The sequence below is a fragment of the Bradyrhizobium elkanii USDA 76 genome (assembly GCF_023278185.1).
In the GTDB taxonomy this organism is placed as follows: Bacteria; Pseudomonadota; Alphaproteobacteria; order Rhizobiales; family Xanthobacteraceae; genus Bradyrhizobium; species Bradyrhizobium elkanii.
The window spans coordinates 6,595,350-6,620,365 of sequence record NZ_CP066356.1 but is presented as its reverse complement, the minus strand read 5'-3'; the positions used below and the strand labels follow the sequence as shown (position 1 = coordinate 6,620,365).

Genomic DNA, 25,016 nt, shown 5'->3' with positions numbered 1-25,016 from the left:
CAGAGTGATCGGTGCGTTGATTTAAACGTGAACTGCGGTGCGAACGCGGCCGACATTGCCGAACACGCGCAGATAGCGCTCGACCTCGGACGGGATGCCGGTCGCCTTCTCCGGATTGTCGGAGAGCTTGACGGCCGGTCGGCCGTCGACCGACGTCACCTTGCAGACGATCGAGATCGGGTCGAGCTCGGCGGTGCCGTCCGGCGCGCAGCCGACGAAATCGTTGGTGAGGTTGGTGCCCCAGCCGAAGCTGACGCGGACGCGTCCCTTGAAATGGTGGAAGGTCTCCTCGATCGAGCCGACATCCATCGCGTCGGAGAACACCAGCAGCTTCTCCTTGGGATCGCGGCCCTTCTGCTTCCACCATTTGATGATCTCTTCGCCGGCCGTGATCGGCGGCGCGCTGTCGGGTCGAAAGCCGGTCCAGTCGGCGACCCAGTCCGGCGCGTCGCGCAGGAACGGCTTGGTGCCGAAGGCGTCGGGCAGCGCGATCAAGAGGTTGCCGCCATAGGTGTGGCGCCATTGATCGAGGATGCGATAGGGCGCCCAGCGCAGCGCCTCGTCGTCGTTGGCGAGCGCGGCGGCGACCATCGGCAGCTCGTGCGCGTTGGTGCCGATCGCCTCGAGATCGTTGTCCATCGCGAGCAGCACGTTCGACGTTCCGGTGAAGGACGGGCCGAGGCCTTCCTTCACCGCCTCGACGCACCAGCGCTGCCAGAGGAAGCCATGGCGGCGGCGTGTGCCGAAATCGGACAGCCGCAAGCCGTCCAGCTTGCGCAGCCGCTCGACCTTGGCCCACAGCTTGGCCTTGGCGCGGGCGTAGAGCACGTCGAGCGCGAAGCGGCCGTAGGTCTTGGTCGCCGCGCGCGAGCGCAGCTCGTTGAGGATCGCAAGCGCCGGGATCTCCCACATCGTGGTGTGGGTCCACGGCCCGTGGAAATGCAGCTCGTACTGGCCATCGACCTTGTTCAGCTCGTATTCGGGCAGCCGGAAGGTCGAGAGCCAGTTGATGAAATCGGGCGAGAACATCTGGGTCTTGCCGTAGAACGTGTTGCCGGCGAGCCAGATCAGCTCTTTCTTGGTGAAGCGGATGGTGCGTGCGTGGTCGAGCTGGGCGCGCAGCTCGGCCTCGTCGATGACCTCGGCGAGCCGGATATGGGTCGAGCGGTTGATCACCGAAAAGGTCGTGCGGGTGTCCGGATAGCATTCCCGGATCATCTGCTGCATCAACAGCTTGTAGAAATCGGTGTCCAGCAGGCTGCGCACGATCGGGTCGAGCCGCCAGCCGTGGTTATAGGTCCGGGTCGCGATATCTGTCACGGTCATGCGGGAACCTTAGCCTGCCGGGCGCCGCCCGCCCAGTGGGTATCGGGCGGAACATGGCAGGTCAGCGCGCTATGGTCTGCCGTATACGGCCGACCGTGGCGGCGACATCGGTCCAGGCCGGCTTGTCAGGGGCAAATTGCCGCCGCAGGAAGGTGACGAGCTCGGCGATCTGGCCGTCGCTCATGCTGTCCTTGAAGGCCGGCATGTAGCCCAGATCGGTCACGGCCGGCTTGGCGATGCCGTGCAGGATCACCTGGATCAGATTGTCGGGCGCGTCGCTGTGCAGATTGCTGTTGAGCGCCAGCGAGGGCCGGCTGCCGAACAGCGGCAGGCCGCCTACCTCATGGCAGACCGCGCAGGCGCCTTGATAGATCCGCGCCCCGGCGGAGGCCGCGGTGGTGACGACGGTGCCGGCTTCGAGCTTCGCTGCCAAGGCATCGTGGGCCGGCCGATCAGCGGTCTGGTTGAACGAGGCGAGATAGATCGCCATCGCGCGGATGTCCTGGTCGGGCAGCGCGGCGAGCTCCTGCACGACCGGCGCCATCGGCCCTGCGGCGACGCCGTGCAGGCGGGACTCACCGGTGCGCAGATAAGCGTAGAGCTCGTCCTCGCTCCAGGGGATCGGCGCCTTCGACAGCGACGTCAGCGCCGGCGCCTCCCAGCCCTCGGCGAAGCCGCCGGCGAGATAGGCCGCTTGCCGCTCGGCGCCGAGCGTATTGCGCGGCGAGTGGCAGGCGCTGCAATGGCCGAGACCCTCGATCAGATAGGCGCCGCGATTCCATATCGTTGACTTCGATGGATCGGGCTGGAATGCCTGCGCCTGATGGAACAGCGCATTCCATCCGGCGAGCAGCGGCCGCAGATTGAACGGAAAGGCCAGCGCGTTGGCCGGCGTCTCGGCGCGCACCGGCGCCTGTGCCATCAGATAGGCATAGAGCGCCTGCAGGTCGGCATCATCGGTCCTGGCGAAGTGCCTGTACGGGAACGCCGGATAGAGATGGTGTCCGTCGCGATGAATGCCCTCGCGCATCGCACGCTCGAAGGCAGGATAGGACCAGGCGCCGATGCCGGTGTCGACATCGGGCGTGATGTTGGTGGTGTGGATGGTGCCGAACGGCGTCTCGAGCGGTCGGCCGCCGGCGTTCACGACGCCATGCTCCGACGTGTGGCAAACCGCGCAAGCGCCGAGTGCCGCAAGCTCCTTGCCGCGCGCGATCGTCGCGGCGGAATACACCGAGGCATCGGGCCGGGCGATCGGCGCGATCGCGCGCCACGGCAGCACGGCCGCGCCGATGCCGATCGCCGCTGCGCAGAGTGCGGCGATGCCGGCGAGCACGCCGCCGCGCTTTGCAAACGGATTCTTCCATCTGTTGAGGCTGGCCGTCTGCGCAGGCGGTGGGAGCGGCGCGGGCGCGGCCGGTTGCTCGCCGCGCAATCCCTTCAAAATGCGCTCCGGCGTGAACGGCAATTCGCGGAAGCGGACGCCGGTCGCGTCATAGATCGCGTTGGCGATCGCGGCGGCGCTCGGCACCGAAGCGGACTCGCCGACGCCGAGCGGCGGCTGGTCCTGCCGCGGCAGCATCAGCACATCGATCTTGGGCAGCTCAGGGAATTTGATGATGGGGTAGGCCCCCCATTCCCGCGCCGTCACCGCGCCGCGCTCGAAGGACACTTCCTCCATCAGCGCGCGGCTGGTCGACTGGATCACATTGCCTTCGATCTGGTGCCGCACGCCCTCCGGATTGATCATCAATCCGGAATCCTGGCCGGCGACGACGCGCGTCACGCTGACATCGCCGGTCGCCTTGTTGACGGCGACGTCGGCGATCCACGCCGACCATGCCGCGCCGTAACCGGGAAACTTGCTGTGCACGTAGAGCGCATAGGCAAAGCCACGGCCGCGCACGATGTCGCCGTCCGCCTCGGGCTCTTTCCACACCGGGCGCGGCGTCCAGCCGGCGCGCTCGGCAACGGCGTTGACGAGATCGATCGCGCGCTTGTCCCTGAGATAGCGCAGCCGGTATTCGATCGGATCGACCCCGGCCTCCGCCGCGAGCTCGTCGATATAGGATTCATGCGCAAAGGTGTTCGGCAGCGCCGAGACGCCGCGAAACCAGGACGCGCGCACGATCGGCGGCATGTCGTTGGCGACGACGCGCATATTCTCGTAGTCGTAGGGCGGGATCGCGGTGCGGTCGCCCATCTCGAACACCGCCGCTTCAGGCGCGATCCGCCCGGTGAGCAGCAGCGCCAACGTCGGCGCGCCGTTCGAGGGATAGCGCGTGGCAAAATCGTAACCGGCGACGCTGCCGTCGGCGTTGAGCCCGCCATTGACGTCCATCAGCTGCGCGGTGCCCTTCGGCTCCCAGGCATGTTCCTGCTCGCGGGTCAGCTGCACGCGCACCGGGCGGCCGACCGCGCGCGACAGCAGCAGCGCATCGGCGGAGACATCGTCGGCGCAGTTGCGGCCGTAGCAGCCGGCCGCCTCCATCCGGATCACGTCGATCTCGGACTCGGGCCGCTGGATCAGCAGCGCGAGGTCGCCGCGCAGGATGTGCGGGTTCTGCGTGCCGGACCAGACCCGGATCGCGCCCTCGCTGTAATCGGCGACCGCGCAGGACGGGCCGATCGACCCGTGCATCTGGTACGGCCAGAGATAGGTCCGCTGCATCGGCTTGGCGGCCGCCTTGAGCGCGGCGTCGACGTCGCCCTTGTCGATCAGCTGGCGCGGCGTCGCGGGATTGGCACGCAGCGCCTTCTCGATGTCGGCAAGATCGGTCAGTGCCGGTCCCGGCTTCCAGCTCACCGCGAGCTGCGCGGCAGCCTTGATCGCATTCTCCTCGCGCTCGGCGACGACGCCGACGAAATCGCCGATCCGCACCACCGCAACGAGGCCGGGGATATCGCGCACCGAGGCTTCATCGACCGCGATCAGGCTGGTGCCGACGAACGGGCCGGCATCGACGCCGGCGTAAGGCGGGCGGACCACCCGGCCATGCAGCATGCCGGGCACGCGCACATCGTGGACATAGACGAGCTCGCCGGTCGCCTTCGCCGGCACGTCGACGCGCGGCACGGACTTGCCGACCACGGAATAGGCACTCACGGCCTTGACCGGAACCTCATCGGCAAGATCGAGCCGGATGATCTCGTCCGCGATCAGTTCGCCATAGGTGATGCTGCGGTTGTCGTGGCCGCGGATCAGGCCGTCCTCGATCTTGAGGCTACTCGCCGGCAGCTCAAGCCGCTCGGCCGCGCGTGCGAGCAAGAAGTGTCGCGCTTGGGCGGCGGCCTTGCGCAGCGGAACGGCCGTGATCTGGATGGTCTCGCTCGCGATGGTCGGGCCCTGGTTCGGCACCACGGCGGTGTCGCCGAGGATCACGACGATGCGGGCAAAGGAGACGTCGAGCTCTTCGGCAACGATCTGTGCGAGCGCGGTGCGGATGCCGGTGCCGAGATCGACATGGCCGTTATAGGCGTTGACCGTGCCGTCGGCGGTGATGGTGATGAAGGTCTCCAACGCGCCTTCCGCGCCGAGCACCGCAGGGCGGACGACCGACAGCGAGCCGCGCTGGCGTTGCTCGGGAGCCCGTGCGTCGACCATCAATCGCGCGCCTCGAGCGCGTGGCCGGCCGCGCGCATCGCCGCGCGGATGATCTCGATATGGGCGCCGCAACGGCAGAGATTGTAGCGCAGCGCTTCCATCACCTCATGCTCGGACGGATTTGGATTGCGCGTCAGCAAGGCCTTGGTGGTGATAATCATGCCGTTGAGGCAATAGCCGCACTGCGCGGCCTGTTCGCGGATGAAGGCATCCTGCACCGGATCGGGATGCTCGCGGCTGCCGAGGCCTTCGAGCGTGACGATGTTGCGGCCGGCGCAGCCCTCGATCGGAATTACGCAGGCGCGCGCGGCGACGCCGTCGATCAGCACCGCGCAGGCGCCGCACTCGCCGAGCCCGCAGCCATATTTCGGTCCGTTCAATTCGAGGTCGTTGCGCAGCACGTAAAGCAATGCGGTGTCGGGAGCAGCGTCGACATCATGATTCCTGCCGTTCACGGTCAGGCGCATTGCCCCGGTTCTCCCTTGATGTTTGCGCTGCAACGTCAGCGTCAGATCGCCGGCGAGGATAACGTTTGTATACAAACGTGCAAGCGGCGGCATGCCGCGCTGCAGCGCGTGCCCGCTTTATGAACAGGGTGCGCAAGCGAATGGCAGGGTTTGATCGCAAAGCCCGCTTGACAGGCTTGAGACCTGCGCGCAGGATCATTCGTATACGAACGATATGCATGGGAGGCGGAAGGGCAGTATGATCGACCGCCGCCACAAGTCCAGGCTTGGTCACGATGGCTGACACAATGACCGTCGCCGCCGGCGACAAGATCCGCTGCGATGCCTGTCCGGTGATGTGCTACATCAAGCCGGGTGCGGCCGGCGCCTGCGACCGCTATGCCAATCATGACGGCACGCTGGTGCGCGTCGATCCGCATGTCGTGCTGGAGCGCACCGTGTCGCATGGCGGCAAGCTGGTTCCGTTCCAGGTGAGCGGCGACTGGGACGGCAAGATCGTCCGCCAGCCCGAACTGTTCGTCACGGCGATCGGCGCCGGAACCACCTATCCGGACTACAAGCCCGCGCCCTTCATCGTGTCGTCGGAAGTCGACGGCGTCGACATGGTCACCGTGGTGACCGAAGGCATTTTCTCGTATTGCGGCGTCAAGGTGAAGATCGACACCGACCGCTATCTCGGCCCGGAAACCGCGACCGTGCGCGCGGATGGCGAGGCTGTCGGCCATGTCACGACCAGCGAATACGGTTCGCAGATGCTCTCGCTCGGCGGCGTGCATCATCTGACCGGCGGCTCCAAGAAGGAAGGCCGCGTCACCTGCGACACGCTGATGGGTCTCTCCAACTGCAAGGCGGTGGAGCTGACCATCGACGGTGGCGCCACCGTGGTGGTGCAGGCGGGCAAGCCGCCGATCGTCAATGGCGTGGCGGAAGAGCGGATGCGGGTCGGCTGCGGCTCGGCGACGATAGGCATGTTCGCCAAGCAGTGGCACGGTAAGGTCGATGAGGTGGTGGTGGTCGACGACCACATCACCGGCGTGCTCAGCGAACACCAGGCCGGCAAGCTGCTCGATATCGCCGACACCGGCATCAAGATGAAGGGGCGGCGCTCGACGCCGGGCCGCTATTTCCAGGTCGCCGATCCTGGCACCGGGTGGGGCGGCACCAACATCTCCGATCCGCTGTCGATCCTCGGTCCCTTCAATGCGAAGGAGGCGCGGCCCGGGCTCACCATGCTGATGGTCTCGACCACCGGCGAACATGCTTCCTATTACGTGCTGGATCAGGCGTTGAAGCCGGTCGAGACCGAGATGCCCGCGGACCTCAAGTTCTCGGTCGAGCGCATCCAGGAGAATTGCGAGCCGGCGCTGTGCACCGTGCTGTTCATGGGCGGCGCGGGCGGATCGCTGCGCGCCGGCGTCACCGACAATCCGGTGCGGCTGACGCGCTCGGTGAAGGACGCACTGACGCGGGTGACCAGCGGCGGCGCGCCGGTCTATGTCTGGCCCGGTGGCGGCATCACCTTCATGGTCGATGTTACGCAGATGCCGGCCGGCGCGTTCGGCTATGTGCCGACGCCTGCGCTGGTGGCGCCGATCGAGTTCACGATGCGGCTGTCGGACTATGCGGCGCTCGGCGGCCACATGGACTACGTCCGGCCGCTGTCATCGCTGCGCGACAGCGCAGAGGTCCGGCCGATGCCATTTCTTCCCGGGCGGCGCGCATGATCAGAGCGTTTTCCAGCGAAGTGGATACCGGTTCGCGCAAAGAAAACGCGTCAAAACAAGAATCTGGAGCCCCGTTCCGATTCCATCGGAACGGAAAGGGCTCGAGGCTCCCGCAAATCGCGCTTCTTCCTGACGGCAAGCGGCTGCATTTGCAGGACGGTCCCATCGATCTGGTCATCGAGGCCAAGGGCAGGGACGAGGACGTGAGCGCCGCCTATCAGGCGGCGGCGGAACGCTTCACCGGATTGCTCGATGAGCTCTGCGCGGAACTTGCCGAGCTGCGCACTGCGGCCGATCCAGAGCGCTGCGCGCTGAAAGGCGTGGTCGCGCGGCGCATGCATGCGGCGGTCGCGCCGTTTGCCGCCGATTGCTTCATCACGCCGATGGCAGCGGTCGCGGGCTCGGTCGCCGAGGAAATTTTGGGCGCGATGCTTGAGGCCGCGCCGCTCGACCGCGCCTATGTCAACAATGGTGGTGACATTGCCCTGCATCTTAGCGACGGCGAACAGTTCACGGTCGGCCTGATGGATCGGCCGGACCGCCATGGCGTGATGCGCGCCATGACCGTCGATGCCGACATGCCGGTCCGCGGCATCGCGACCAGCGGCCGCCATGGCCGCAGCTTCTCGCTCGGCATTGCCGATGCCGTCACCGTGTTGGCGCGGACGGCGTCGCAGGCGGATGCCGCCGCGACCGTGATCGCCAATGCGGTCGATTTGCCCGACCATCCCGCGATCCTGCGTGTTCCGGCGAGCGAGCTGCAGCCGGACAGCGATCTCGGCGCACGGCTGGTGACGCGCGATGTCGGGCCGCTGGCGGAACATGAGATCGAGCAGGCGCTCGAAGCGGGGTCGGCGCGGGCGCGCGACCTCCTGATGCCGGGATTGATCGAGGGCGCGGCATTGCGTCTACTGGGCGAAACGCGAATTGTCGGTGCAACTGGGATAGGCGCGTCGGCGTCCCACGCGTTGCAGGGACAAACGACAGAACACATGCTGCGGGCATGACCGGGAGCGAGGCAAGATGAGCGCCGTCATTCGCAAGATCGTCACCGTGGTCGAGGAGACCCATCTGGAGATGGGCAAGACCATTGCACCGCCGACCCGGCGCGCCGCCGCGATCGCCGTGATCGAGAACCCCTTTGCCGGTCGCTATGTCGAGGATCTGTCGCCGCTGATCGCGATCGGAGAGGAACTCGGCGAATTGCTGTCCAAGCGGGCCGTCGCCGCGCTCGGCATCGACGGTGCCAAGGCGCACAGCTACGGCAAGGCCGCCGCGGTCGGCGAGAATGGCGAGCTGGAGCATGCGGCGGCGATCCTGCATCCGAAGATGGGCGCGCCGGTGCGCAAGGTGCTGTCGAAGGGCGCGGCGCTGATCCCGTCGTCGAAGAAGCGCTCGGGCCCCGGCACCACGCTGGATATTCCGCTCGGGCACAAGGACGCGGCTTTCGTGCGCAGCCATTTCGACGGCATGGAAGTGCAGATCAACGACGCGCCGCGGGCCAACGAGATCATGGTCGCGGTCGCGGTAACCGACAGTGGACGGCCGCTGCCGCGCGTCGGCGGGCTGACGGTCGGCGAGATCAAGGGTGAAGACGGATTGCGATAATCTCTTTGAAGAAAAACTGGAGGACGGGATGCGTGGTTATTTCGTAGGGGCGGGATTGGCGATCGCGGTCGCGACCATGGCAACGAGTGCCATGACGACGCAGGCCTTGGCGCAGAGCGAAATCAAGATCGGCGAGATCAACAGTTACTCGCTGCTGCCGGCGTTCACCGAGCCCTATCGCAAGGGCTGGCAGCTCGCGGTGGAAGAGATCAACGCGGCGGGCGGCATCAACGGCAAGAAGCTCGTGGTCGTTTCCAAGGACGATGGCGGCAAGCCGGCGGATGCGCAGACCGCGGCGAACGAGCTGGTGTCGAGCGAGAACGTCGCGATGCTCACGGGCACGTTCCTCTCCAATATCGGCCTTGCCGTCTCCGACTTCGCCAATCAGAAGAAGGTGTTCTTCCTTGCGGCCGAACCTTTGACCGATGCGATCACGTGGTCGAAGGGCAATCGCTACACGTTCCGCCTGCGGCCGTCGAACTACATGCAGGCCGCGATGCTGGTGGAAGAAGCCGCGAAACTGCCCGCAAAGCGCTGGGCGACGATCGCGCCGAACTATGAATACGGCCAGTCGGCGGTCGCGGTGTTCAAGAAGCTGATGTCGGCAAAGCGGCCGGACATCCAGTGGGTCGACGAGCAATGGCCGCCGCAGGGCAAGATCGACGCCGGCCCGGTGGTGCAGGCGGTTGCCGCGGCGAACCCGGAAGCGATCCTCAACGTCACCTTCGGCGCCGACCTCGTCAAGCTCGTGCGCGAAGGCAACACCCGCGGCCTGTTCAAGGGCCGCACGGTGGTGAGCTTCCTGACCGGCGAGCCGGAATATCTCGATCCGCTCAAGGACGAGACGCCGGAGGGCTGGATCGTCACCGGCTATCCCTGGTACGCGATCAAGACGCCTGAGCATGACGCGTTCCTGAAGGCCTACCAGGGCAAGTACAACGACTATCCGCGGCTCGGCTCGATCGTCGGCTACCAGACCATCAAGGCGGCGGCGGCGATCCTCGCCAAGGCCGGCTCGAGCGATCCGGAGAAGCTGATCGCGGCGGCGGAGGGCATCTCGATGCCGTCGCCGTTCGGCGAGATCACCTTCCGCAAGATCGATCACCAGTCGACGCTCGGCGCCTTCACCGGCAAGACCGCGCTGAAGGACGGCAAGGGCATCATGGTCGACACCGCCTATCGCAAGGGCTCGGACTATCTGCCCAGCGATGCCGAGATCGAGAAGCTGCGGCCGAAGGATTGAGGTTGCGAATATAGCGGGGCCTCGTGGTTCGAGACGCGCGGCGTTGCCGCGCTCCTCACCATGAGGGTCTCGCTCCTCATCCTGAGGAGGCGCGGAGCGCCGTCTCGAAGGATGAGGCCCTGTTGCAAGTTCACGTTGAAGCGGACCGCCCATGGCTTTCTATGTCGTCCAGTTCCTGACCGGTCTTGCCAGCGCGGCGTCGCTGTTCCTGGTCGCTTCAGGTCTGTCGATCATCTTCGGCGTGACGCGGATCGTGAATTTCGCGCATGGCGCGTTCTACATGCTCGGCGCCTATGTCGCCTTCACGCTCACCGAGCGCTTTTCCGGGGCGCTCGGCTTCTGGGGCGGCATCGTCGTTGCCGCGCTGGCGGTTGCCGCGATCGGCGTGCTGGTTGAGATGGTGCTGCTGCGCCGGATCTATCACTCGCCGGAGCTGTTCCAATTGCTCGCCACCTTCGGCCTGACGCTGATGGTCGAGGACCTCGTGGTGCTGATCTGGGGGCCGGACGATCTGGTCGGCCGCCGCGCGCCGGGCTTCAAGGGCGCGATCGATTTCTTTGGCCAGAATATTCCAAGCTACGACCTGTTCCTGATCGTGCTCGGGCCGGTCGTGCTCGGCGTGCTCTGGCTGCTGTTCCAGCGTACCCGCTGGGGCGTGCTGGTGCGCGCGGCGACGCAGGACCGCGACATGGTCGCGGCGCTCGGCGTCAATCAGAAATGGCTGTTCACCAGCGTGTTCGCGCTCGGCGTCTTCCTCGCCGCGCTCGGCGGCGCGCTGCAGATTCCGCGCGATGCGGTCAACCACGCGATGGATTTGCGCGTCATCGTCGAGGTCTTCGTCGTGGTCGTGATCGGCGGCCTCGGCAGCATCATCGGTGCGTTCGTCGCGGCGGTGCTGGTGTCGGAGCTCAACGCCTTCGGCATCCTGATCTTCCCGAAAATCTCCATCATCCTGGTGTTCCTGGTGATGGCGGTGGTGCTGATCGTCCGGCCGTGGGGGCTGTTCGGCAAGCCGGAGGCGCCGGCACGGCGCACGCCTGGTCTCACCGTCAATCCGTGGCGGCCGCTGACGATGAACGAGCGGTTCGCCGCGATCGCCGTGCTCGTCTTCGCCGCCGCGCTGCCTTTCGTCGCCGGCAATTACGTGCTCACGGTGGGCTCGGAAATCGCGATCTTCGTGATCTTCGCGGTCAGCCTGCACTTCCTGATGTCGGTCGGCGGGCTCGCCTCGTTCGGCCACGCCGCCTATTTCGGCCTCGGCGCCTATGGCGTGGCGCTGCTCGCCAAGATGGCCGGCTTGCCGATGATCGCCTGCCTGCTGCTCGGGCCGCTGCTCGGGCTCGCCGGCGCCGCCGTATTCGGCTTCTTCGCCGTGCAGCTCTCCGGGGTCTATTTCGCGATGCTGACCCTGGCCTTTGCCCAGATCGTCTGGTCGATCGCGTTCCAATGGGTGTCGGTCACCGGCGGCGACAACGGCATCCTCGGCGTCTGGCCGGAAAAGTGGGCGGCGAGCCCGTCGCATTTCTACTGGCTGTCGCTCGGCATCGCCGCGCTCGCGGTCGTGATCCTCCGCATCATCGTGTTCTCGCCGTTCGGCTTCGCGCTGCGCGCGACGCGCGATTCGCCGCTGCGCAGCGAAGCCATCGGCATCGACGGCAAGCGCATCCAGTGGACCGCCTTCGTGATCGCGGGCACGGTCGCCGGCCTTGCCGGCGCGCTGTTCGCCTATCTCAAGGGCAGTGTGTTTCCCGACAATATGGGCATTTCGCTGTCGGTCGATGCGCTGGTCATGGTGTTGCTCGGCGGCGTCGAGACGGTGTCGGGCGCGGTGGTCGGCGCCATCGTCTACAAGGCGCTCAACATCTGGCTGGTCAGCCAGACCGATTGGTCAAAACTCGTGCTCGGCGGCTTCGTCGTGCTGATCGTGGTCGCATTCCCGAAGGGCATTGTCGGCACGCTGGAAGCCTTCATGCATCGCCGGCGCAAGTCCTCGTCGTCGGTATCGCCCTTGCTGACCTCCCGCATCGAGAGCGCCGAATGAGCATGGTTCCCACATTGCTGTCGGTCGAGGGGCTGACCAAATCCTATGGCGGCGTGCATGCCGTGCGCGGCGTCTCCTTCGAGCTGCGCGCCGGCGAGATTCTGGCGCTGATCGGGCCGAACGGCGCGGGAAAAAGCACCTGCTTCGACATGCTCAACGGCCAGAACATTCCCGACAGCGGCCGCATCCGCGTGCTGGGCGCGGAGACCACCGGCAAGAAGCCGCGCGTGATCTGGCGCATGGGCGTCGGCCGCACCTTCCAGATCGCGGCGACATTTCCCACCATGACGGTGCGCGAAAACGTGCAGGTCGCGCTGGTCTCGCATGGCGGGCAATTGTTCAACCTGTGGGCCTCGACCGCGCGGCACGCCCGCGACGAGGCCGGACGGCTGCTCGATCTGGTCGGCATGGGCGCTTATGCGGAGCGGCCGTGCGGCGAGCTCGCCTATGGCGACGTCAAGCGGCTCGAGCTCGCGATCGCGCTCGCCAACCAGCCAAAATTGCTCTTGATGGACGAGCCGACCGCCGGCATGGCGCCGCGCGAGCGCGTCGAGCTGATGCGGCTGACGGCGCGGATCGCGCGCGAGCAGTCGATCGGCGTGCTGTTCACCGAGCACGACATGGACGTGGTGTTCGAGCATGCCGACCGCATCCTGGTGCTGAACCGCGGTAGCCTGATCGCCGAAGGTTCGCCCGAAGAGGTCCGCGGCAACGCCCAGGTGCGCGCGATCTATCTCGGCGAAGGCCTCGTCTATGACGCCCGGCACCGCGAGGGAGCATCGGCATGAAGCTGACGGTAAAGGATCTCAACAGCTTCTACGGCCCGGCGCATATCCTGTTCGACATCGCGCTCGAGGTCGGCGAGGGCGAGGTGGTGGCACTGCTCGGGCGCAACGGCGCCGGCAAATCGACCACGTTCCGCTCCATCGTCGGCCTGGTCGAGAACCGCTCCGGCCGCGTGATGTTCGAAGGCCGGGACGTCTCCGATTTGCCGACGCATGCGATCGTGCGCGGCGGTCTCGGCTATGTGCCGGAGGAACGGCGCATCTTCACGGATCTGACGGTCGAGGAGAATCTCGAGGTCGGCCGCCAGCCGAAGCGGCCGGGCGCGCCGCAATGGGACCGCGAAAAACTGTTCAAGCTGTTCCCGAACCTCGGCGAGATGCGCGGCCGGCCCGGCGGGCGCATGAGCGGCGGCGAGCAGCAGATGCTGACGATCGCGCGCACGCTGATGGGCAATCCGTCGCTGGTGCTGCTCGACGAGCCCTCGGAGGGGCTGTCGCCGAAAATCGTCGAGCAGATGGTCGATGCGATCCTGGCGATGAAGAAAGAGGGCGTCAGCATCGTCGTCTCCGAGCAGAATCTGCATTTCGCCCGGCTGATCTCGGATCGCGCCTACATCATCGAGCGCGGCCGGATCTGTTTTGGCGGCACCATGGCGGAACTCGATGCGCGTCCGGATATCCGCGACGCGCATCTGTCGCTGTAAAGGGCGGGGTGGACGATGGCGAGGAGTGCTGCGCAGAAGCGAAGTGTCAAGGCGACCAAGCCGGGATACGTGCTGGACGAGCAGATCGGCTTCATCCTGCGCCAGGTGTCGCAGCGTCACGCCGTGATCTTCGCCCGCGAGATCGGCATCAATCTGACGCCGACGCAGTGGGCGGCGCTGTCGAAGCTGTCGGAGGTCGGCGCCTGCTCGCAGAACCAGCTCGGGCGGCTGACCTCGATGGACGTTGCGACCATCAAGGGCGTGATCGATCGCCTGACCGCGCGCGGCCTGACCGAGACCGCGCCGGATCCCGACGACGGCCGCCGCCTGCTGGTGAGCCTGACGCGCGCCGGCCAGCAGATGGCCGACAAGGCCGCGCCCAACGCGCTGGTGATCTCCAGGGAGACGCTGGCGCCGCTGGACGCCAAGGAGCGCGAGACGCTGATCGCGCTGCTCGGCAAGCTTCGCTGACACAATCTATCGCCGTCACCCCTGAGGAGCCGCGCGGAGCGCGGCGTCTCGAAGGGGCGACGGCCCGGCTGTCCGCCGCGGGCCGTTCAGCGACAACGGCGAAGCTGTCGTGCGGGGGAGGGGACGGGTCATGTCCCGCGCTCGTCGGCGGGCATCGCGTCCGCACTACGATTCCAGGCCAAGCACCAGCGCGACGGCGCCGACCAGCACCAGGCTGAGGGCCCAAACCGTGTCCAGGTTGAACCAGCTCCGCGATACGAATTTGAGGCCGAGATAGCGGTAGACCAGCCACGCCAGGCATCCGCCGGCGGCGATCATCGCGCCGGCATGGACCATCGAGACCAGCACGGCCATCGTGAGGCTGGTATCGATCAGGCTGTTGGCAGCCGCATGGCCTTGGTCCGCTTCAGCCTCGCGGCACAGCCCGAGATAGATCGGCACCAGCATCAGCGCCGCGCCATGGGCGATCGCGACCGCAAAGGACCACAAAGCGAGTTGCGTCGGCGGTATCCGCGCCAGGGCCCGCGGATGGCGCCGGTCGATCAGTCGATAGACACCGAACAAGATGACGAGCAGGCTGGCGCCGATCCGGATCGTGCGCTGCCATTCGACCAGCGTGATCAGCAGCGCGAAGGGAAGGATCACCAGCAGCATCGCCAGCAAATGACCGATCGCCAGCGGGCCAAGCGCGGCGAGCAGCGCGCGCGAACTCCGCTGCATCAATCCCGCAGAAACGGCGAGCGGCCAGCCCATGCCCGGGTTGATCCCGTGGTAGAGGCCGCTCGCAATCACCGCCAGCCAGAGCCAGGCCGGAGTCCAGTCGGCCGGGCTCATGTCAGGGCCTTTTCCGTTCCGATCGAATCGGAACGGGCTCTGGATTCTTGTTTTGACGCGTCTTCTTCACGCGAACCGGTACCCACTTCGCTCGAAACCGCTCTAGACCGACGGATAGCAGAAGGAGTCGGTGGAGCAGTCACCGCCATCGAGCCGGATCTGGTGCGCCCGGTAACCGTCGGGGAAGCTGACCCAATAATCCTTCGCCAGTTCGAGGCCGCCGCCCGGGCTTGCATTCGCCATCACCTCGGCGCCGGGAATGCCTTGCGGATAGAACTGGTTGTCCCAGGTCGAGTAGAGCGAATTGGTCCAGTAGACCCGCTTGCCGTCGCGGCTGATCTCGACCATCTGCGGCCCGCCGGCAAAAGCCTGTCCGTTCGGGTGTGGCGCGCGATGAACGATGCCGCCGATGCGGACCGATCCGGCGAGCTTCGGCTTGCGCGGATCGCTGACGTCGTATTGGCGCATCTCGCCGGTGCCCCAGCAGGCGACGTAGAGAAACTTGTCATCCATCGACAAGTCGATGTCGGTCACCAGCGGAGGTACGGCGCCGAAGCCCTGCAGCAGCGGCGGCAGCTGGTCTTTCGATGCAGGCTCGGGTGGGATCGTCACCGTCTTCTCGATGTGAAACTTGCCGCCCTCGCGCCACCAGGTCCAGATCGAACCCTCGAGGTTCGTGGTATCGACCACGACGCCAACGAAGCCGTGTTCGCGAACCGGATCGTGCGCCGGACGCACCTCCAGCGCCATTTGATGATTGGCGCCGAGGTCGATGGTCTGGACATTGCGTCGGGCGCGCAGGTCCCAGAAATGCAGCCGATGGCCGTATTTGTTCGACAGCAGGTCTTCCGGCACGATGCCGTTCTCGAACTGCGGCGGCAAGGCCCACTCGCTGCTCACCATGTAGTCGCGCGGCAGGTTCCACCAGAAATCATAATGCTTGGTCTGCGGGCCACGATCGATCTCCCACCGGCCGAGCACCTCGAATGTCTCGCAGTCCATGATGAAGATGCCGGGCGGCCCGTCGGTGCCGTCCTTGCCGCTCCCGCCGAGCGTGCTGACATAGATGCCGTCCGGCCCGCAGTGGATGGTGTGCGGTCGCGAGTAGCCGGTCTTCTTGAAGATCTCCTCGGGCTCGATGATCTTGTGGATCTTCGCTTGCGTCGGGTCCGGCTTGGTGTCGACGATATAGATCCGGGACGATCGCATGCCGGGGATGATGAGATAGCGACGCTCGAGGAAGGCGTGTCCGGCCAGCGGCGACAGCGCCGACGAGCAGGCGTTCCAGCCGAAATGGTGGAACTCGTCGCCCTTGTTGGGCATCGTCAACGTATGGACGATCTTGCTGTAGGTCGGCGAGCCGGGCTTGACGTCGATCACCGCGAGTGCGTCCGGCTTTGAAAAATCCGGACTGAGCAGCACGGTGTAGGCAAAGCTTTCGGCCGGCGCTTCCATCGCGAGCTTCGGCGACGCGTGGAACGTAGGATCTGGCCTCATCGTCATCGGCTGCCTCCTGATTGCCTGGTGCAGATCAACACGGCATGGCGGCACGCAGCAGCAAGAACTATTCCGGATCGAAAAATGCCTCTTGCGAGTGCCGCCGGCTAAGGTTCGCTTGCGCTCAGGATACACCGCAATGGCGACAGGTGAAAACAAGGTTCGGTTACGCAGGCGGCGCGGCAAAGCCGCGCGCCGCCTGCGCGCGATCTGGCAGCCCACTCAAGGGGTTGAGCAACCGATCCAGCACTATCACCCTGGGAGCAAGTGAATGTATGACTCACGAGTGGCACCAAACCCTCAGTGTCGTCCCGGCGCAGGCCGGGACCCAAAATCACCGAAGGGGATTGTTATGCAGCGCTGGAGCCACAGCCGTTCTCAACAATCTGACCCTGTGGTCATGGGTCCCGGCCTGCGCCGGGACGACACCGGATATGTTGCACCGCTGTTCACCCCGTCACCCCCGCGCAACGGCTTTGGTGCACCTCACTTCGCCACCACCTCCGGCACCTTGCCCGCGGGCGGCGTGTTGCGGCTGCGCTGGGTGCGGACGATACCGTCGATGATGGTCATGCCGATGCCCGGGAGATCGCCGAGCCGGACGCTCTCCAGGATGTTCTTGCCCGGCGAATGCTGCGCCTTGTCCATCAGCACGAAATCGGCCGAGCGGCCGACCTCGATCAGGCCGCAATCGAGCTCGCGCATCCGCGCGGTGTTGCCGGTCGCAAGGCAGAACGCCAGCTCGGCCGGGAGCTCGCCGAGCGAGGACAACAGCGAGACCATCCGCAAGATGCCGAGTGGCTGCACGCCGGAGCCGGCGGGTGCGTCGGTGCCGAGGATGACGCGGTGCAGATCGCCCATCTCGCGCGCGGTGCGCAGCGTGAACAGCGCCGAGCGCTCGTTGCCGTTATGCACCAGCTCGAGCCCGCGCTTGCAGCCCTCGCAGATGCAGCGGATCTGGTCGTCGGGCAGGGCGGTGTGGCCGCCATTGATGTGGCCAACGACGTCGGTGTCGGCTTCCAGCACCACGTCCTTGTCGATCAGGCCGGAGCCCGGGATCGACGGGCCGCCGGTGTGGATCGTGCTTTGAATGCCGTATTTGCGCGCCCAGCCGACCATCTTGCGCGCGGTCGGTCCATCCTTGACGCCGCCGAGCCCGACCTCGCCAAGCAGCTTGACGCCGGCGGCGGCCATTTCCTTGAAATCGTCCTCCACCATCTCGCATTCGATCACGGGCGCACCGGCATGCACCTTCACGCCGCCCGGACGCAGCGTCCAGAACGCGCGTTGCGCGAAGATCGCCATCGCCTTCAACCCGACGACGTCGCGCGGACGCCCGGGCATGTGCACCTCGCCGGCGGAGATCATGGTGGTGACGCCGCCATGCAGATAGCTGTCGATCCAGTTGATCTGGTTCTGCCGCGGCGTCCAGTCGCCGGCCACCGGGTGAACGTGGCTATCGATCAGGCCGGGCGCGACCGTGGTGCCATTGGCATCGACGATGGTGGTGGCGCCTTCGGTGTCGACGTCCTTGAGGCGGCCGATCGCGGTGATCTTGCCGTTCTCGGCGACGATGGTGTCGGCATCCAGGATCGGCTTTTCCAGGGCTCCCGACAGCAACAGCCCGATATTGCGGATCACCAGCTTGCTCGGACCGGTCGCCTGGGGTGCATCGTGCGCCATGGTTTTTCCTTTTGGTTCAATGCCTTCGCCGGCCATTGTGCCCGTGGCTTGACGGCCGGATCAAGCTGGATTATTCATTTGTATACGAACGATCGTGTACAAATGAGTTTGCCGCCAATCCGGCCCGCGCGTCAAGGAAACTGACGATGAGCAATTTCAACCAGGAAAGCGTCCTCAGCGTTCACCACTGGACCGACACGCTGTTCTCCTTCAAAACCACGCGCAATCCGTCGTTCCGCTTCCGCAACGGCGAGTTCACCATGATCGGGCTCAAGGTCGGCGAGAAGCCGCTGCTGCGGGCCTACAGCGTCGCCAGCGCGAATTACGAGGACACGCTGGAGTTCTTCTCGATCAAGGTTCCGGACGGCCCGCTGACCTCGCGCCTCCAGCACCTCAAGGAAGGCGACGAGATCATCGTCAGCCGCAAGGCGACCGGCACGCTCGTCATCGACAACCTCGAGGACGGCCGCAACCTCTATCTGGTCGGCACCGGCACCGGCCTCGCGCCGTTCCTCAGCGTGATCAAGGATCCCGAGACCTACGACCGCTTCGAGAAGGTCGTGCTGCTGCACGGCTGCCGCCGCGTCAAGGAACTCGCCTATGGCGAGATGATCACCGAGAAGCTGCCGCAGGACGAACTGATCGGCGAATTGGTGCGCGACCAGCTGATCTACTACCCGACCGTGACGCGCGATCCGTTCCGCAACCGCGGCCGCATCACCGACCTCATCACCTCGGGCAAGCTGTTCACCGACATCGGCCTGCCGGCGCTCGATGCCGCGCATGACCGCGTCATGATCTGCGGCTCGCCCGCGCTGGTCGCCGATACCCGCACGCTGCTGAACGGCCGCGGCTTCGTCGAAGGCAATCACGGCGAGCCCGCGCAGTTCGTGGTCGAGAAGGCGTTCGCCGAGCGCTGACCGCTACGCAGTAACTCCGTCTCCTCACCCTGAGGAGCTTGCGCAGCAAGCGTCTCGAAGGGCGAGGCCCGACTGGGGCCTCATGGTTCGAGACGCTTTCGCGCTCCTCACCATGAGGGTTGGCGCTAGGGCCTGACCGCCGGCGTCTCGACCGGCATGCCGCGCGCCCGCGTCATCAGATAGAGCTCGAGCTCGACCAGCTCGGGCGAACCATAATCATAAGCCTGCGCGCGGATGCCGGTGATGCACGCGCGCAGCCGCCGCTGCAGCGATCCGAGCGCCTGCCATTCCAGCCGGTACAGCGGATAGCCGGTCGGCTGGCCTTGCGTGATCGCGCTGCCCGCGAGCTTCTTGTCCCAGTTATCATCGTGGCAGTTGGTGCAGCCGAGATTGAGCTGGCCCTGCCGTTGCATGAACAACGCGTGGCCATGCTCGACGAACGGCGCGAGCTCCGGATCGTCGCCGGCCGTAATCGGCATGCCGCGCGATTGCCGTGCGACATAGGCGGTCAGCGCCAGCAGCTCGCGGCTTTCATAGGCGAAGGGCGAGGCCTGCTGGTGGTTGGTCCGGCAGAGGTTGATCCGTCCCTCGAGGTCGACCGGCTTTTGCAGCGCCTTGTCGAAGGCCGGATAGTGCGCCGCGACACCCTTCATGCTGGCGCTCGCGTCGTTGTGGCAGTCGGCGCAGGCCATGTTTGCGGTGCCGGCCTTGCGCGTCCACAGCGCCTCGCCGTCGAGCACGGACAGCATGCCGGGATTGGCGGTGTCCTCGTCCTGCATCACCTTGCTGTCCGGGCTCATGAAACTGTAGCCCGAGCGGCGCTGGACCAGCGGGATCTCGGTCGCGAGGGCCGCGCCCGCCATCGCCGTCAGCAGCGCGATGCAGACCGCAATCCTCATTCGACCGTGATCGAAGCCTGCGCGGTCTCCGAAAATCCCTTGTCGCCGATCCACTCGAATTCGAACTTGCCGCTCTCGGTCACCGTGGTGAAGAAGGTGATGAACGGATTGGCCGCGATCGCAGGATAAAGATCGGCACGGAACACCTCCTCGCCGTTGAAACGGCAAGTGAAGCTCGTGATGATGTCGCGCGGCACCACATTGCCCGAAGCGGTGTGGCGATAGCCGGTCTCCATGATATGCGACATCAGCGTCTTGATCTCGATGATACTGCCGCGCTTGGCCTGGGCCGGAACATTGATCAGGGCCGAGGGCATCAGATCGCCTCCTCGGTGCAGGCGGCGAGCGTCACCACGACGTCGGCGGTGGCCGACCAGAACGTGTCGTCGGAGAGCCGCGCGATGGCGGTGACCTTCTGGCTGTCGGCGAGGCGGATGCGGGTCGACACCTGGGCGCGTCCAGCGCGCGGTCCGAGATAGAAATTACCGATGTTCGGCTGCGGGTTCTTCTCGTTGAAGACATGGATGCTCTTCACATACTCGTCCGCCGTCATCGGGCTCGTGACGCTGACCGTCATCGGCACCGTGTTGCCGTTCTCGACCAGCGGCGGGATGTCGAGCTTGACCTTGCCGGTATGCACATTGGCCTCGCCGACGACATTGCGGATCGCGGCCGACAGCATCGCCGGCGTTGCGTCGGCCGGGTGCACGATCACCAGCGCGGCGGCGCCGCCAGTGAGAGTCAGGAATGTGCGGCGTGTGGTGTTATCGGAATTCGCCATCGCTTGTCCTAGTTCCTTAGCGTGACCAGATACGCCACGATATCCTCGATCTGCTCCGCCGACAGGATCGGCTTGCCGCGCCATGAGGTGCCGACCCGCGCGAGCCCGTCGACGCGATAGTAGGACGGCATGATCGTCGCCGCATTGAGATGCGACGCATCGACCAGGCGGAGCCGCAACTGTCCCTCCGACCAGCGGCTGCCGCTGCCGGCGAGGTTTGGCGCAAGGTCGCCCTGGAACGCCTGCTCGGGAAATGGGCCGCTGTGACAGAGGATGCAAGTGGAGGAACGCTCGACGATCAGCGCGCGGCCGCGCGCGACATCGCCCTTGGTTCCCGTCAGCGAGGCTGGAATCGCATCGCCCGCGACGGTGTAGGGCCGTAGCTCCTCGGCGTTTGCGGGCCAGCAGGCGGCGAACAGTCCGGCGGCGAGAAGCATTGTGCGGGTGAGGCTAGCCAAAGGCCTCTCCCGTGATCCTCTTGAACCAGCCGAACGCTTGGTCAGCTTCTTGCTGGCGCGCCTCGCGCGGCGCGTCGACCGGGCTCGTGGTGACCTCGGCCTCGGCGTACTGATCTTCCTTGGGCCGATAGATGCCCTTCAGCGAGAAGGCGTAGCCGGGAGCGACCGTGTTGTAGCAGGCGCCATCGAGCCGCGGCGTCTCCGGCGCCTTGCCCGCCAGGGAGTTGACGATCGCGGCCGCGCAGGCGCGGCCTTGGGCCGCCGCGGCGGAGGCGGATTTCGGGATGCCGCCGGCGATCGCGGCATCTCCGATGACGTGGATGTTGGGAACGAGCTTTGAAGCAAAGGTAACGGGATCGATCGGGCACCAGCCGGTGTGGTCGGCGGCTCCGGCGATGTCGGCAATGCGGCCGGCTCTTTGCGGCGGGATCACATTGGCGACCGCGGCGGTGTAGTTGCCGAAGTCGGTGACGATCTCATTCGTCGCCGGATCGACCGACGTCACCCGTCCGCCCTGCGACAGCGCAATCCGTTCGATCATGCCGGGATAGAGCTCCGTCCAGGCCTTCTCGAACAGCTTCTGCTGCGAGTAATTGTCCTTGGCGTCGAGCACCAGGATTTTCGACTTCGGCTTGTTCGCCTTCAGATAATGCGCGATCAGGCTGGCGCGCTCGTAAGGCGCGGGCGGACAGCGCAGCGGCGCAGCCGGCACCGCGATCACGACGAGGCCGCCATCGTCCATGGCTTCAAGCTGCCTGCGCAGCAGCATGGTTTGCTCGCCGGCCTTCCAGGCGTGCGGCATCTTTTCGGCCGCCGCCTCGTCATAGCCGGAGAGGGCGTCGAAGCGCATGTCGATGCCGGGGGCCAGCACCAGCCGGTCATAGGACAGCGTTGTCCCGTCAGCGAGCGCGATGCTGCGCGCCTGGGCATCGACCTTCGTCGCCGCCTGCGCGGCGACCGTGATGCCGTCGGCCGCAACCTTGTCATAGGTGAATTGCTGCGCGGCAAGCTCGCGCAGACCCGCGATCACCTCGTTGCTGAACGGGCAGGCGGTGAAAGTCCTGTTCGGCTCGATCAGCGTGACCTGGAGCTTTGTGTCGAGCCGCCGCAGCGCCCGCGCGCAGGCCGCGCCGCCGAAGCCGCCGCCGATCACCGCGATGCGCGGCGCCGCCTGCGCTAGCGCCGGACGCGCCAGGGCGGCCGCTGCGACGGCAGCGGCGCCACGGATCACATCCCTGCGCGTCTGATGACGCGTGACGGCCATGCACGAGAATCCGAAAAAAGGAAGCGGCGGCCGGTTGCGGCCGCCGCTTCGGGTTTGATCAGGCGAAGCTGATGTTCTGGTTGCGCAGCGGGAAGCTGCGGATGCGCTTGCCCGTCGCGGCGAAATAGGCGTTCAGCACCGCCGGTGCCGCGACGCCGATGGTCGGCTCGCCGACGCCGCCCCAGAACCCGCCGCTCGGTACCATCACCGCTTCCACCTTCGGCATCTCGTTGATGCGCATCGAGTTGTAGGTGTCGAAATTGGTCTGCTCGATGCGGCCGTCCTTCACGGTGCAGCCGCCGTAGAACAGCGCGCTGAGGCCGTAGACGAAGGAGCCCGCGATCTGCCGTTCCACCTGCGCCGGATTGACGACATAGCCGGGGTCGGTGGAGGCGACGATGCGATGCACCTTGATCTTGCTGCCGTCGGTCACCGAGATCTCGGCGGCGCCGGCAACATAGCTGCCATAGCCCATCACCTGCGCGATGCCGCGATAGACGCCCTGCGGTGCCGGCGTGCCCCAGCCGATCTTCTCGGCCACGGCGTTGAGCACAGCGAGATGCTTGGGGTGCTTGCCCATCAGCTTGCGGCGGAATTCGAGTGGGTCCTGGCCGACGGATAGCGCCAGCTCGTCCATGAAGCATTCCATGTAGATCGCGTTGTGATTGACGTTGACGCCGCGCCAGAAGCCCGGCGGGACGTGCGGGTTGCGCATCGAATGCTCGACCAGCAGGTTCGGTACCGAGTAGCCGATCGCGGCCTCGCCGGCTTGCGCGACGCCCTGGAACGCGGCGGGGTCCATGCCGTTCTGCAATGCTTCCGGGCGCACCGAGAACAGGATGGATTGGCCCGACAGCCGGTAATGCAGCGCGACCAAATTGTTGTCGGCATCGAACGCGCCGGTCAGCTTGCACTGCGTGATCGGGTGATACTTGCCGTGCTGCATGTCCTCTTCGCGCGACCACAACAGCTTGATCGGCGTGCCCGGCATCTGCTTGGCGATCGCCACCGCCTGCCGCACATAGTCGGTCATGCCGCGCCGGCCGAAGCCGCCGCCAAGCATCAGCTTGTGCACGTCGACCTTCTCCGCCGGCAGGCCGGAGGCCTCGAGCGCCGCGGCGAAGGCCGCCTCGCCATTTTGCGTGCCGCACCACACCTCGCATTTGTCAGGCGTGTAGAGCACGGTGGCGTTCATCGGCTCCATCGTGGCGTGGTTCTGGTAAGGATAGTTGTAGACCGCCTCGACCTTCTTGGCAGCAGCAGCGATCGCCGCCTTGGCATCGCCGTTCTGGTTGCCGATGTAGGCCGGCTGCGCATTGTCGAGACCTTCGGCGAGCCATGTCGCGATCGTCTCGCTGGAGACCTTGGCGTTGGGGCCTTCGTCCCAGACGATCGGCAGCGCATCCAGCGCGGTCTTGGCGTGCCACCAGGTGTCGGCGACGACGGCAACGGCGCTGTCGCCGACCTGCACCACCTTCTTGACGCCCTTCATGCCGGCGATCTTGGCTTCGTCAAAGCTCTTCACCTTGCCGCCGAACACCGGGCAATCCTTGATCGCGGCATTCAGCATGCCCGGCAGCTTGACGTCGATGCCGTAGACCATCTTGCCGGTGGTCTTGTCTGATGTGTCGAGCCGCTTCAGGCCCTTGCCGGCGATAGTCCAGTCCTTCGGGTCCTTCAGCTTGACGTCGGCCGGCGGCTCGAGCTTGGCTGCGGCTTCCGCGACCTTGCCGTAGGTCGTCGTCTTGCCCGAGGCCGTGTGGGTGATGACGCTGTTGGCGGCCTTGCATTCCGAGGCCGGCACCTTCCACTCGTTGGCTGCCGCCTGGACCAGCATCACGCGCGCGGTGGCGCCGCCCCTGCGGACATAGTCCTGCGAGGTGCGGATGCCGCGGCTGCCACCGGTCGAGAAATCGCCCCAGGCGCGCTTGCGGGCGACGCTCTGGCCGGGCGTCGGATATTCTGTCGTGACCTTCGACCAGTCGCATTCCAGTTCTTCAGCGACGAGCTGGGCGAGGCCGGTCAGCGTGCCCTGGCCCATCTCGGAGCGGGCGATGCGGATCACCACGGTGTCGTCGGGCCGGATCACGACCCAGGCGTTGACCTCGGGGGCGCCGTCGGCTGCGCGCACCACGGCGGGGCCGCCGAACGGCAGATCGAGGCCGAGCGCGAGGCCGGCGCCGGCGGTTGCGGTGCCGATCACAAAGGCGCGGCGATTCAGTTTTGGCATGACGTGCTGGTTCATCGCTGCGTCCTTATGCGTTCGCGGCAGCATGGATCGCCTCGCGCACCTGCTGGAAGGTGCCGCAGCGGCAGATATTGGTGATGGCGTCGTTGATGTCGTCGTCGGTCGGCTTCGGATTGTCCTTCAAGAGCGCCGCGACGGCCATGATCATGCCGCTCTGGCAATAGCCGCATTGCGGCACGTCGCTGGCGATCCAGGCGAGCTGCACCTTGTGCATCACGCCGCCCGCCGCGAGACCCTCGATCGTGGTGATCTCCTTGCCGGCCGCCTCGCTCACCGTGACGCCGCAGGAGCGCATTGCGACGCCGTCGATATGCACGGTGCAGGCGCCGCATTGGGCGATGCCGCAGCCGTATTTGGTCCCTGTCAGTCCGACGTTCTCTCTGATAGCCCACAACAGTGGCGTGTCGTCCTCGACGTCTACTGTGATTGTCTTGCCGTTGATTTTGAGGTTTGCCATCG

The 25,016-nt window shown here is 66.0% G+C and carries 22 protein-coding genes; 9 read left to right on the top strand and 13 right to left on the bottom strand.

All coding sequences use genetic code 11. The features are described from left to right. Positions 1-21: 21 nt before the first annotated feature. The 3 genes from pncB to JEY66_RS31780 form a co-directional block, all read right to left on the bottom strand. A complete protein-coding gene (gene pncB, locus JEY66_RS31790; RefSeq protein ID WP_016842460.1) occupies positions 22-1,326 on the bottom strand; it encodes a nicotinate phosphoribosyltransferase in 1,305 nt (434 codons plus the stop codon). Between the two features lie 61 nt (positions 1,327-1,387). Then, positions 1,388-4,930 (bottom strand): molybdopterin cofactor-binding domain-containing protein, encoded by a 3,543-nt coding sequence (locus JEY66_RS31785; RefSeq protein ID WP_018270444.1) that lies wholly within the window; start codon positions 4,928-4,930, stop codon positions 1,388-1,390. Then, complete coding sequence (locus tag JEY66_RS31780; RefSeq protein WP_016842458.1) at positions 4,930-5,397, bottom strand: (2Fe-2S)-binding protein; 468 nt, start codon at positions 5,395-5,397, stop codon at positions 4,930-4,932. Before JEY66_RS31780 ends, JEY66_RS31785 begins: the two co-directional genes overlap by 1 nt. 275 nt (positions 5,398-5,672) lie before the next feature. Between JEY66_RS31780 and JEY66_RS31775 the strand changes: the two genes are divergently transcribed. The 8 genes from JEY66_RS31775 (at position 5,673) to JEY66_RS31740 (ending at position 13,973) form a co-directional block, all read left to right on the top strand. Further along, positions 5,673-7,121: a hypothetical protein gene (locus JEY66_RS31775; RefSeq protein ID WP_018270445.1), complete on the top strand. Its 1,449-nt coding sequence runs from the start codon at positions 5,673-5,675 to the stop codon at positions 7,119-7,121. Beyond that, positions 7,118-8,128: a UPF0280 family protein gene (locus JEY66_RS31770; RefSeq protein ID WP_018270446.1), complete on the top strand. Its 1,011-nt coding sequence runs from the start codon at positions 7,118-7,120 to the stop codon at positions 8,126-8,128. The genes JEY66_RS31775 and JEY66_RS31770 overlap by 4 nt, the downstream gene beginning before the upstream one ends. A 16-nt stretch (positions 8,129-8,144) precedes the next feature. Beyond that, positions 8,145-8,729, top strand: a complete 585-nt coding sequence (locus tag JEY66_RS31765) for an amino acid synthesis family protein (protein ID WP_016842455.1) — start codon at positions 8,145-8,147, stop codon at positions 8,727-8,729. A 28-nt stretch (positions 8,730-8,757) separates the two neighbouring features. Then, on the top strand, positions 8,758-9,972 hold the full coding sequence (locus JEY66_RS31760; RefSeq protein ID WP_026192458.1) for an ABC transporter substrate-binding protein: 1,215 nt from the start codon (positions 8,758-8,760) through the stop codon (positions 9,970-9,972). Between the two features lie 151 nt (positions 9,973-10,123). Beyond that, entirely contained in the window at positions 10,124-12,013 is a 1,890-nt protein-coding gene (locus JEY66_RS31755; RefSeq protein ID WP_018270448.1) for an ABC transporter permease, read from the top strand. After that, entirely contained in the window at positions 12,010-12,801 is a 792-nt protein-coding gene (locus tag JEY66_RS31750; protein WP_016842451.1) for an ABC transporter ATP-binding protein, read from the top strand. The genes JEY66_RS31755 and JEY66_RS31750 overlap by 4 nt, the downstream gene beginning before the upstream one ends. Next, positions 12,798-13,502: an ABC transporter ATP-binding protein gene (locus JEY66_RS31745; protein ID WP_018270449.1), complete on the top strand. Its 705-nt coding sequence runs from the start codon at positions 12,798-12,800 to the stop codon at positions 13,500-13,502. The genes JEY66_RS31750 and JEY66_RS31745 overlap by 4 nt, the downstream gene beginning before the upstream one ends. Positions 13,503-13,517: 15 nt before the next feature. Beyond that, a complete protein-coding gene (locus JEY66_RS31740) occupies positions 13,518-13,973 on the top strand; it encodes a MarR family winged helix-turn-helix transcriptional regulator (protein ID WP_016842448.1) in 456 nt (151 codons plus the stop codon). A gap of 165 nt (positions 13,974-14,138) precedes the next feature. On the opposite strand, the gene JEY66_RS31735 is transcribed toward JEY66_RS31740, so the two are convergent. From JEY66_RS31735 to JEY66_RS31725, 3 genes are all read right to left on the bottom strand, one after another. After that, positions 14,139-14,807 carry a hypothetical protein gene (locus JEY66_RS31735; protein ID WP_016842447.1) on the bottom strand — a complete coding sequence of 223 codons (669 nt, stop codon included), beginning with the start codon at positions 14,805-14,807 and terminating at the stop codon, positions 14,139-14,141. Positions 14,808-14,909: 102 nt separating this feature from the next. After that, positions 14,910-16,310, bottom strand: a complete 1,401-nt coding sequence (locus JEY66_RS31730; protein WP_016842446.1) for a selenium-binding protein SBP56-related protein — start codon at positions 16,308-16,310, stop codon at positions 14,910-14,912. Positions 16,311-16,790: 480 nt separating this feature from the next. Beyond that, positions 16,791-17,987, bottom strand: coding sequence for an amidohydrolase family protein (locus JEY66_RS31725; RefSeq protein ID WP_016842445.1), 1,197 nt, complete (start codon positions 17,985-17,987; stop codon positions 16,791-16,793). Positions 17,988-18,133: 146 nt separating this feature from the next. Between JEY66_RS31725 and JEY66_RS31720 the strand changes: the two genes are divergently transcribed. Beyond that, positions 18,134-18,907, top strand: coding sequence for a ferredoxin--NADP reductase (locus tag JEY66_RS31720; protein WP_018270450.1), 774 nt, complete (start codon positions 18,134-18,136; stop codon positions 18,905-18,907). A gap of 125 nt (positions 18,908-19,032) precedes the next feature. On the opposite strand, the gene soxA is transcribed toward JEY66_RS31720, so the two are convergent. From soxA to JEY66_RS31685, 7 genes are read right to left on the bottom strand one after another with little or no spacing between them, the layout of a single operon-like run. After that, positions 19,033-19,806, bottom strand: a complete 774-nt coding sequence (gene soxA / locus JEY66_RS31715) for a sulfur oxidation c-type cytochrome SoxA (protein ID WP_016842443.1) — start codon at positions 19,804-19,806, stop codon at positions 19,033-19,035. Next, entirely contained in the window at positions 19,803-20,123 is a 321-nt protein-coding gene (gene soxZ, locus JEY66_RS31710) for a thiosulfate oxidation carrier complex protein SoxZ (protein ID WP_016842442.1), read from the bottom strand. Before soxZ ends, soxA begins: the two co-directional genes overlap by 4 nt. Continuing rightward, the gene (locus JEY66_RS31705; protein ID WP_016842441.1) at positions 20,123-20,587 is read right to left on the bottom strand and encodes a SoxY-related AACIE arm protein; all 465 of its coding nucleotides are present in this window, start codon (positions 20,585-20,587) and stop codon (positions 20,123-20,125) included. The genes soxZ and JEY66_RS31705 overlap by 1 nt, the downstream gene beginning before the upstream one ends. An 8-nt stretch (positions 20,588-20,595) precedes the next feature. Then, positions 20,596-21,024 carry a sulfur oxidation c-type cytochrome SoxX gene (gene soxX / locus JEY66_RS31700; protein WP_016842440.1) on the bottom strand — a complete coding sequence of 143 codons (429 nt, stop codon included), beginning with the start codon at positions 21,022-21,024 and terminating at the stop codon, positions 20,596-20,598. Between the two features lie 13 nt (positions 21,025-21,037). Next, on the bottom strand, positions 21,038-22,309 hold the full coding sequence (locus JEY66_RS31695; RefSeq protein WP_018270451.1) for an NAD(P)/FAD-dependent oxidoreductase: 1,272 nt from the start codon (positions 22,307-22,309) through the stop codon (positions 21,038-21,040). 58 nt (positions 22,310-22,367) lie between these two features. Continuing rightward, positions 22,368-24,554, bottom strand: a complete 2,187-nt coding sequence (locus JEY66_RS31690; RefSeq protein ID WP_018270452.1) for a xanthine dehydrogenase family protein molybdopterin-binding subunit — start codon at positions 24,552-24,554, stop codon at positions 22,368-22,370. A 10-nt stretch (positions 24,555-24,564) separates the two neighbouring features. Continuing rightward, positions 24,565-25,014 carry a (2Fe-2S)-binding protein gene (locus JEY66_RS31685; protein WP_016846497.1) on the bottom strand — a complete coding sequence of 150 codons (450 nt, stop codon included), beginning with the start codon at positions 25,012-25,014 and terminating at the stop codon, positions 24,565-24,567. Positions 25,015-25,016: the final 2 nt, after the last annotated feature.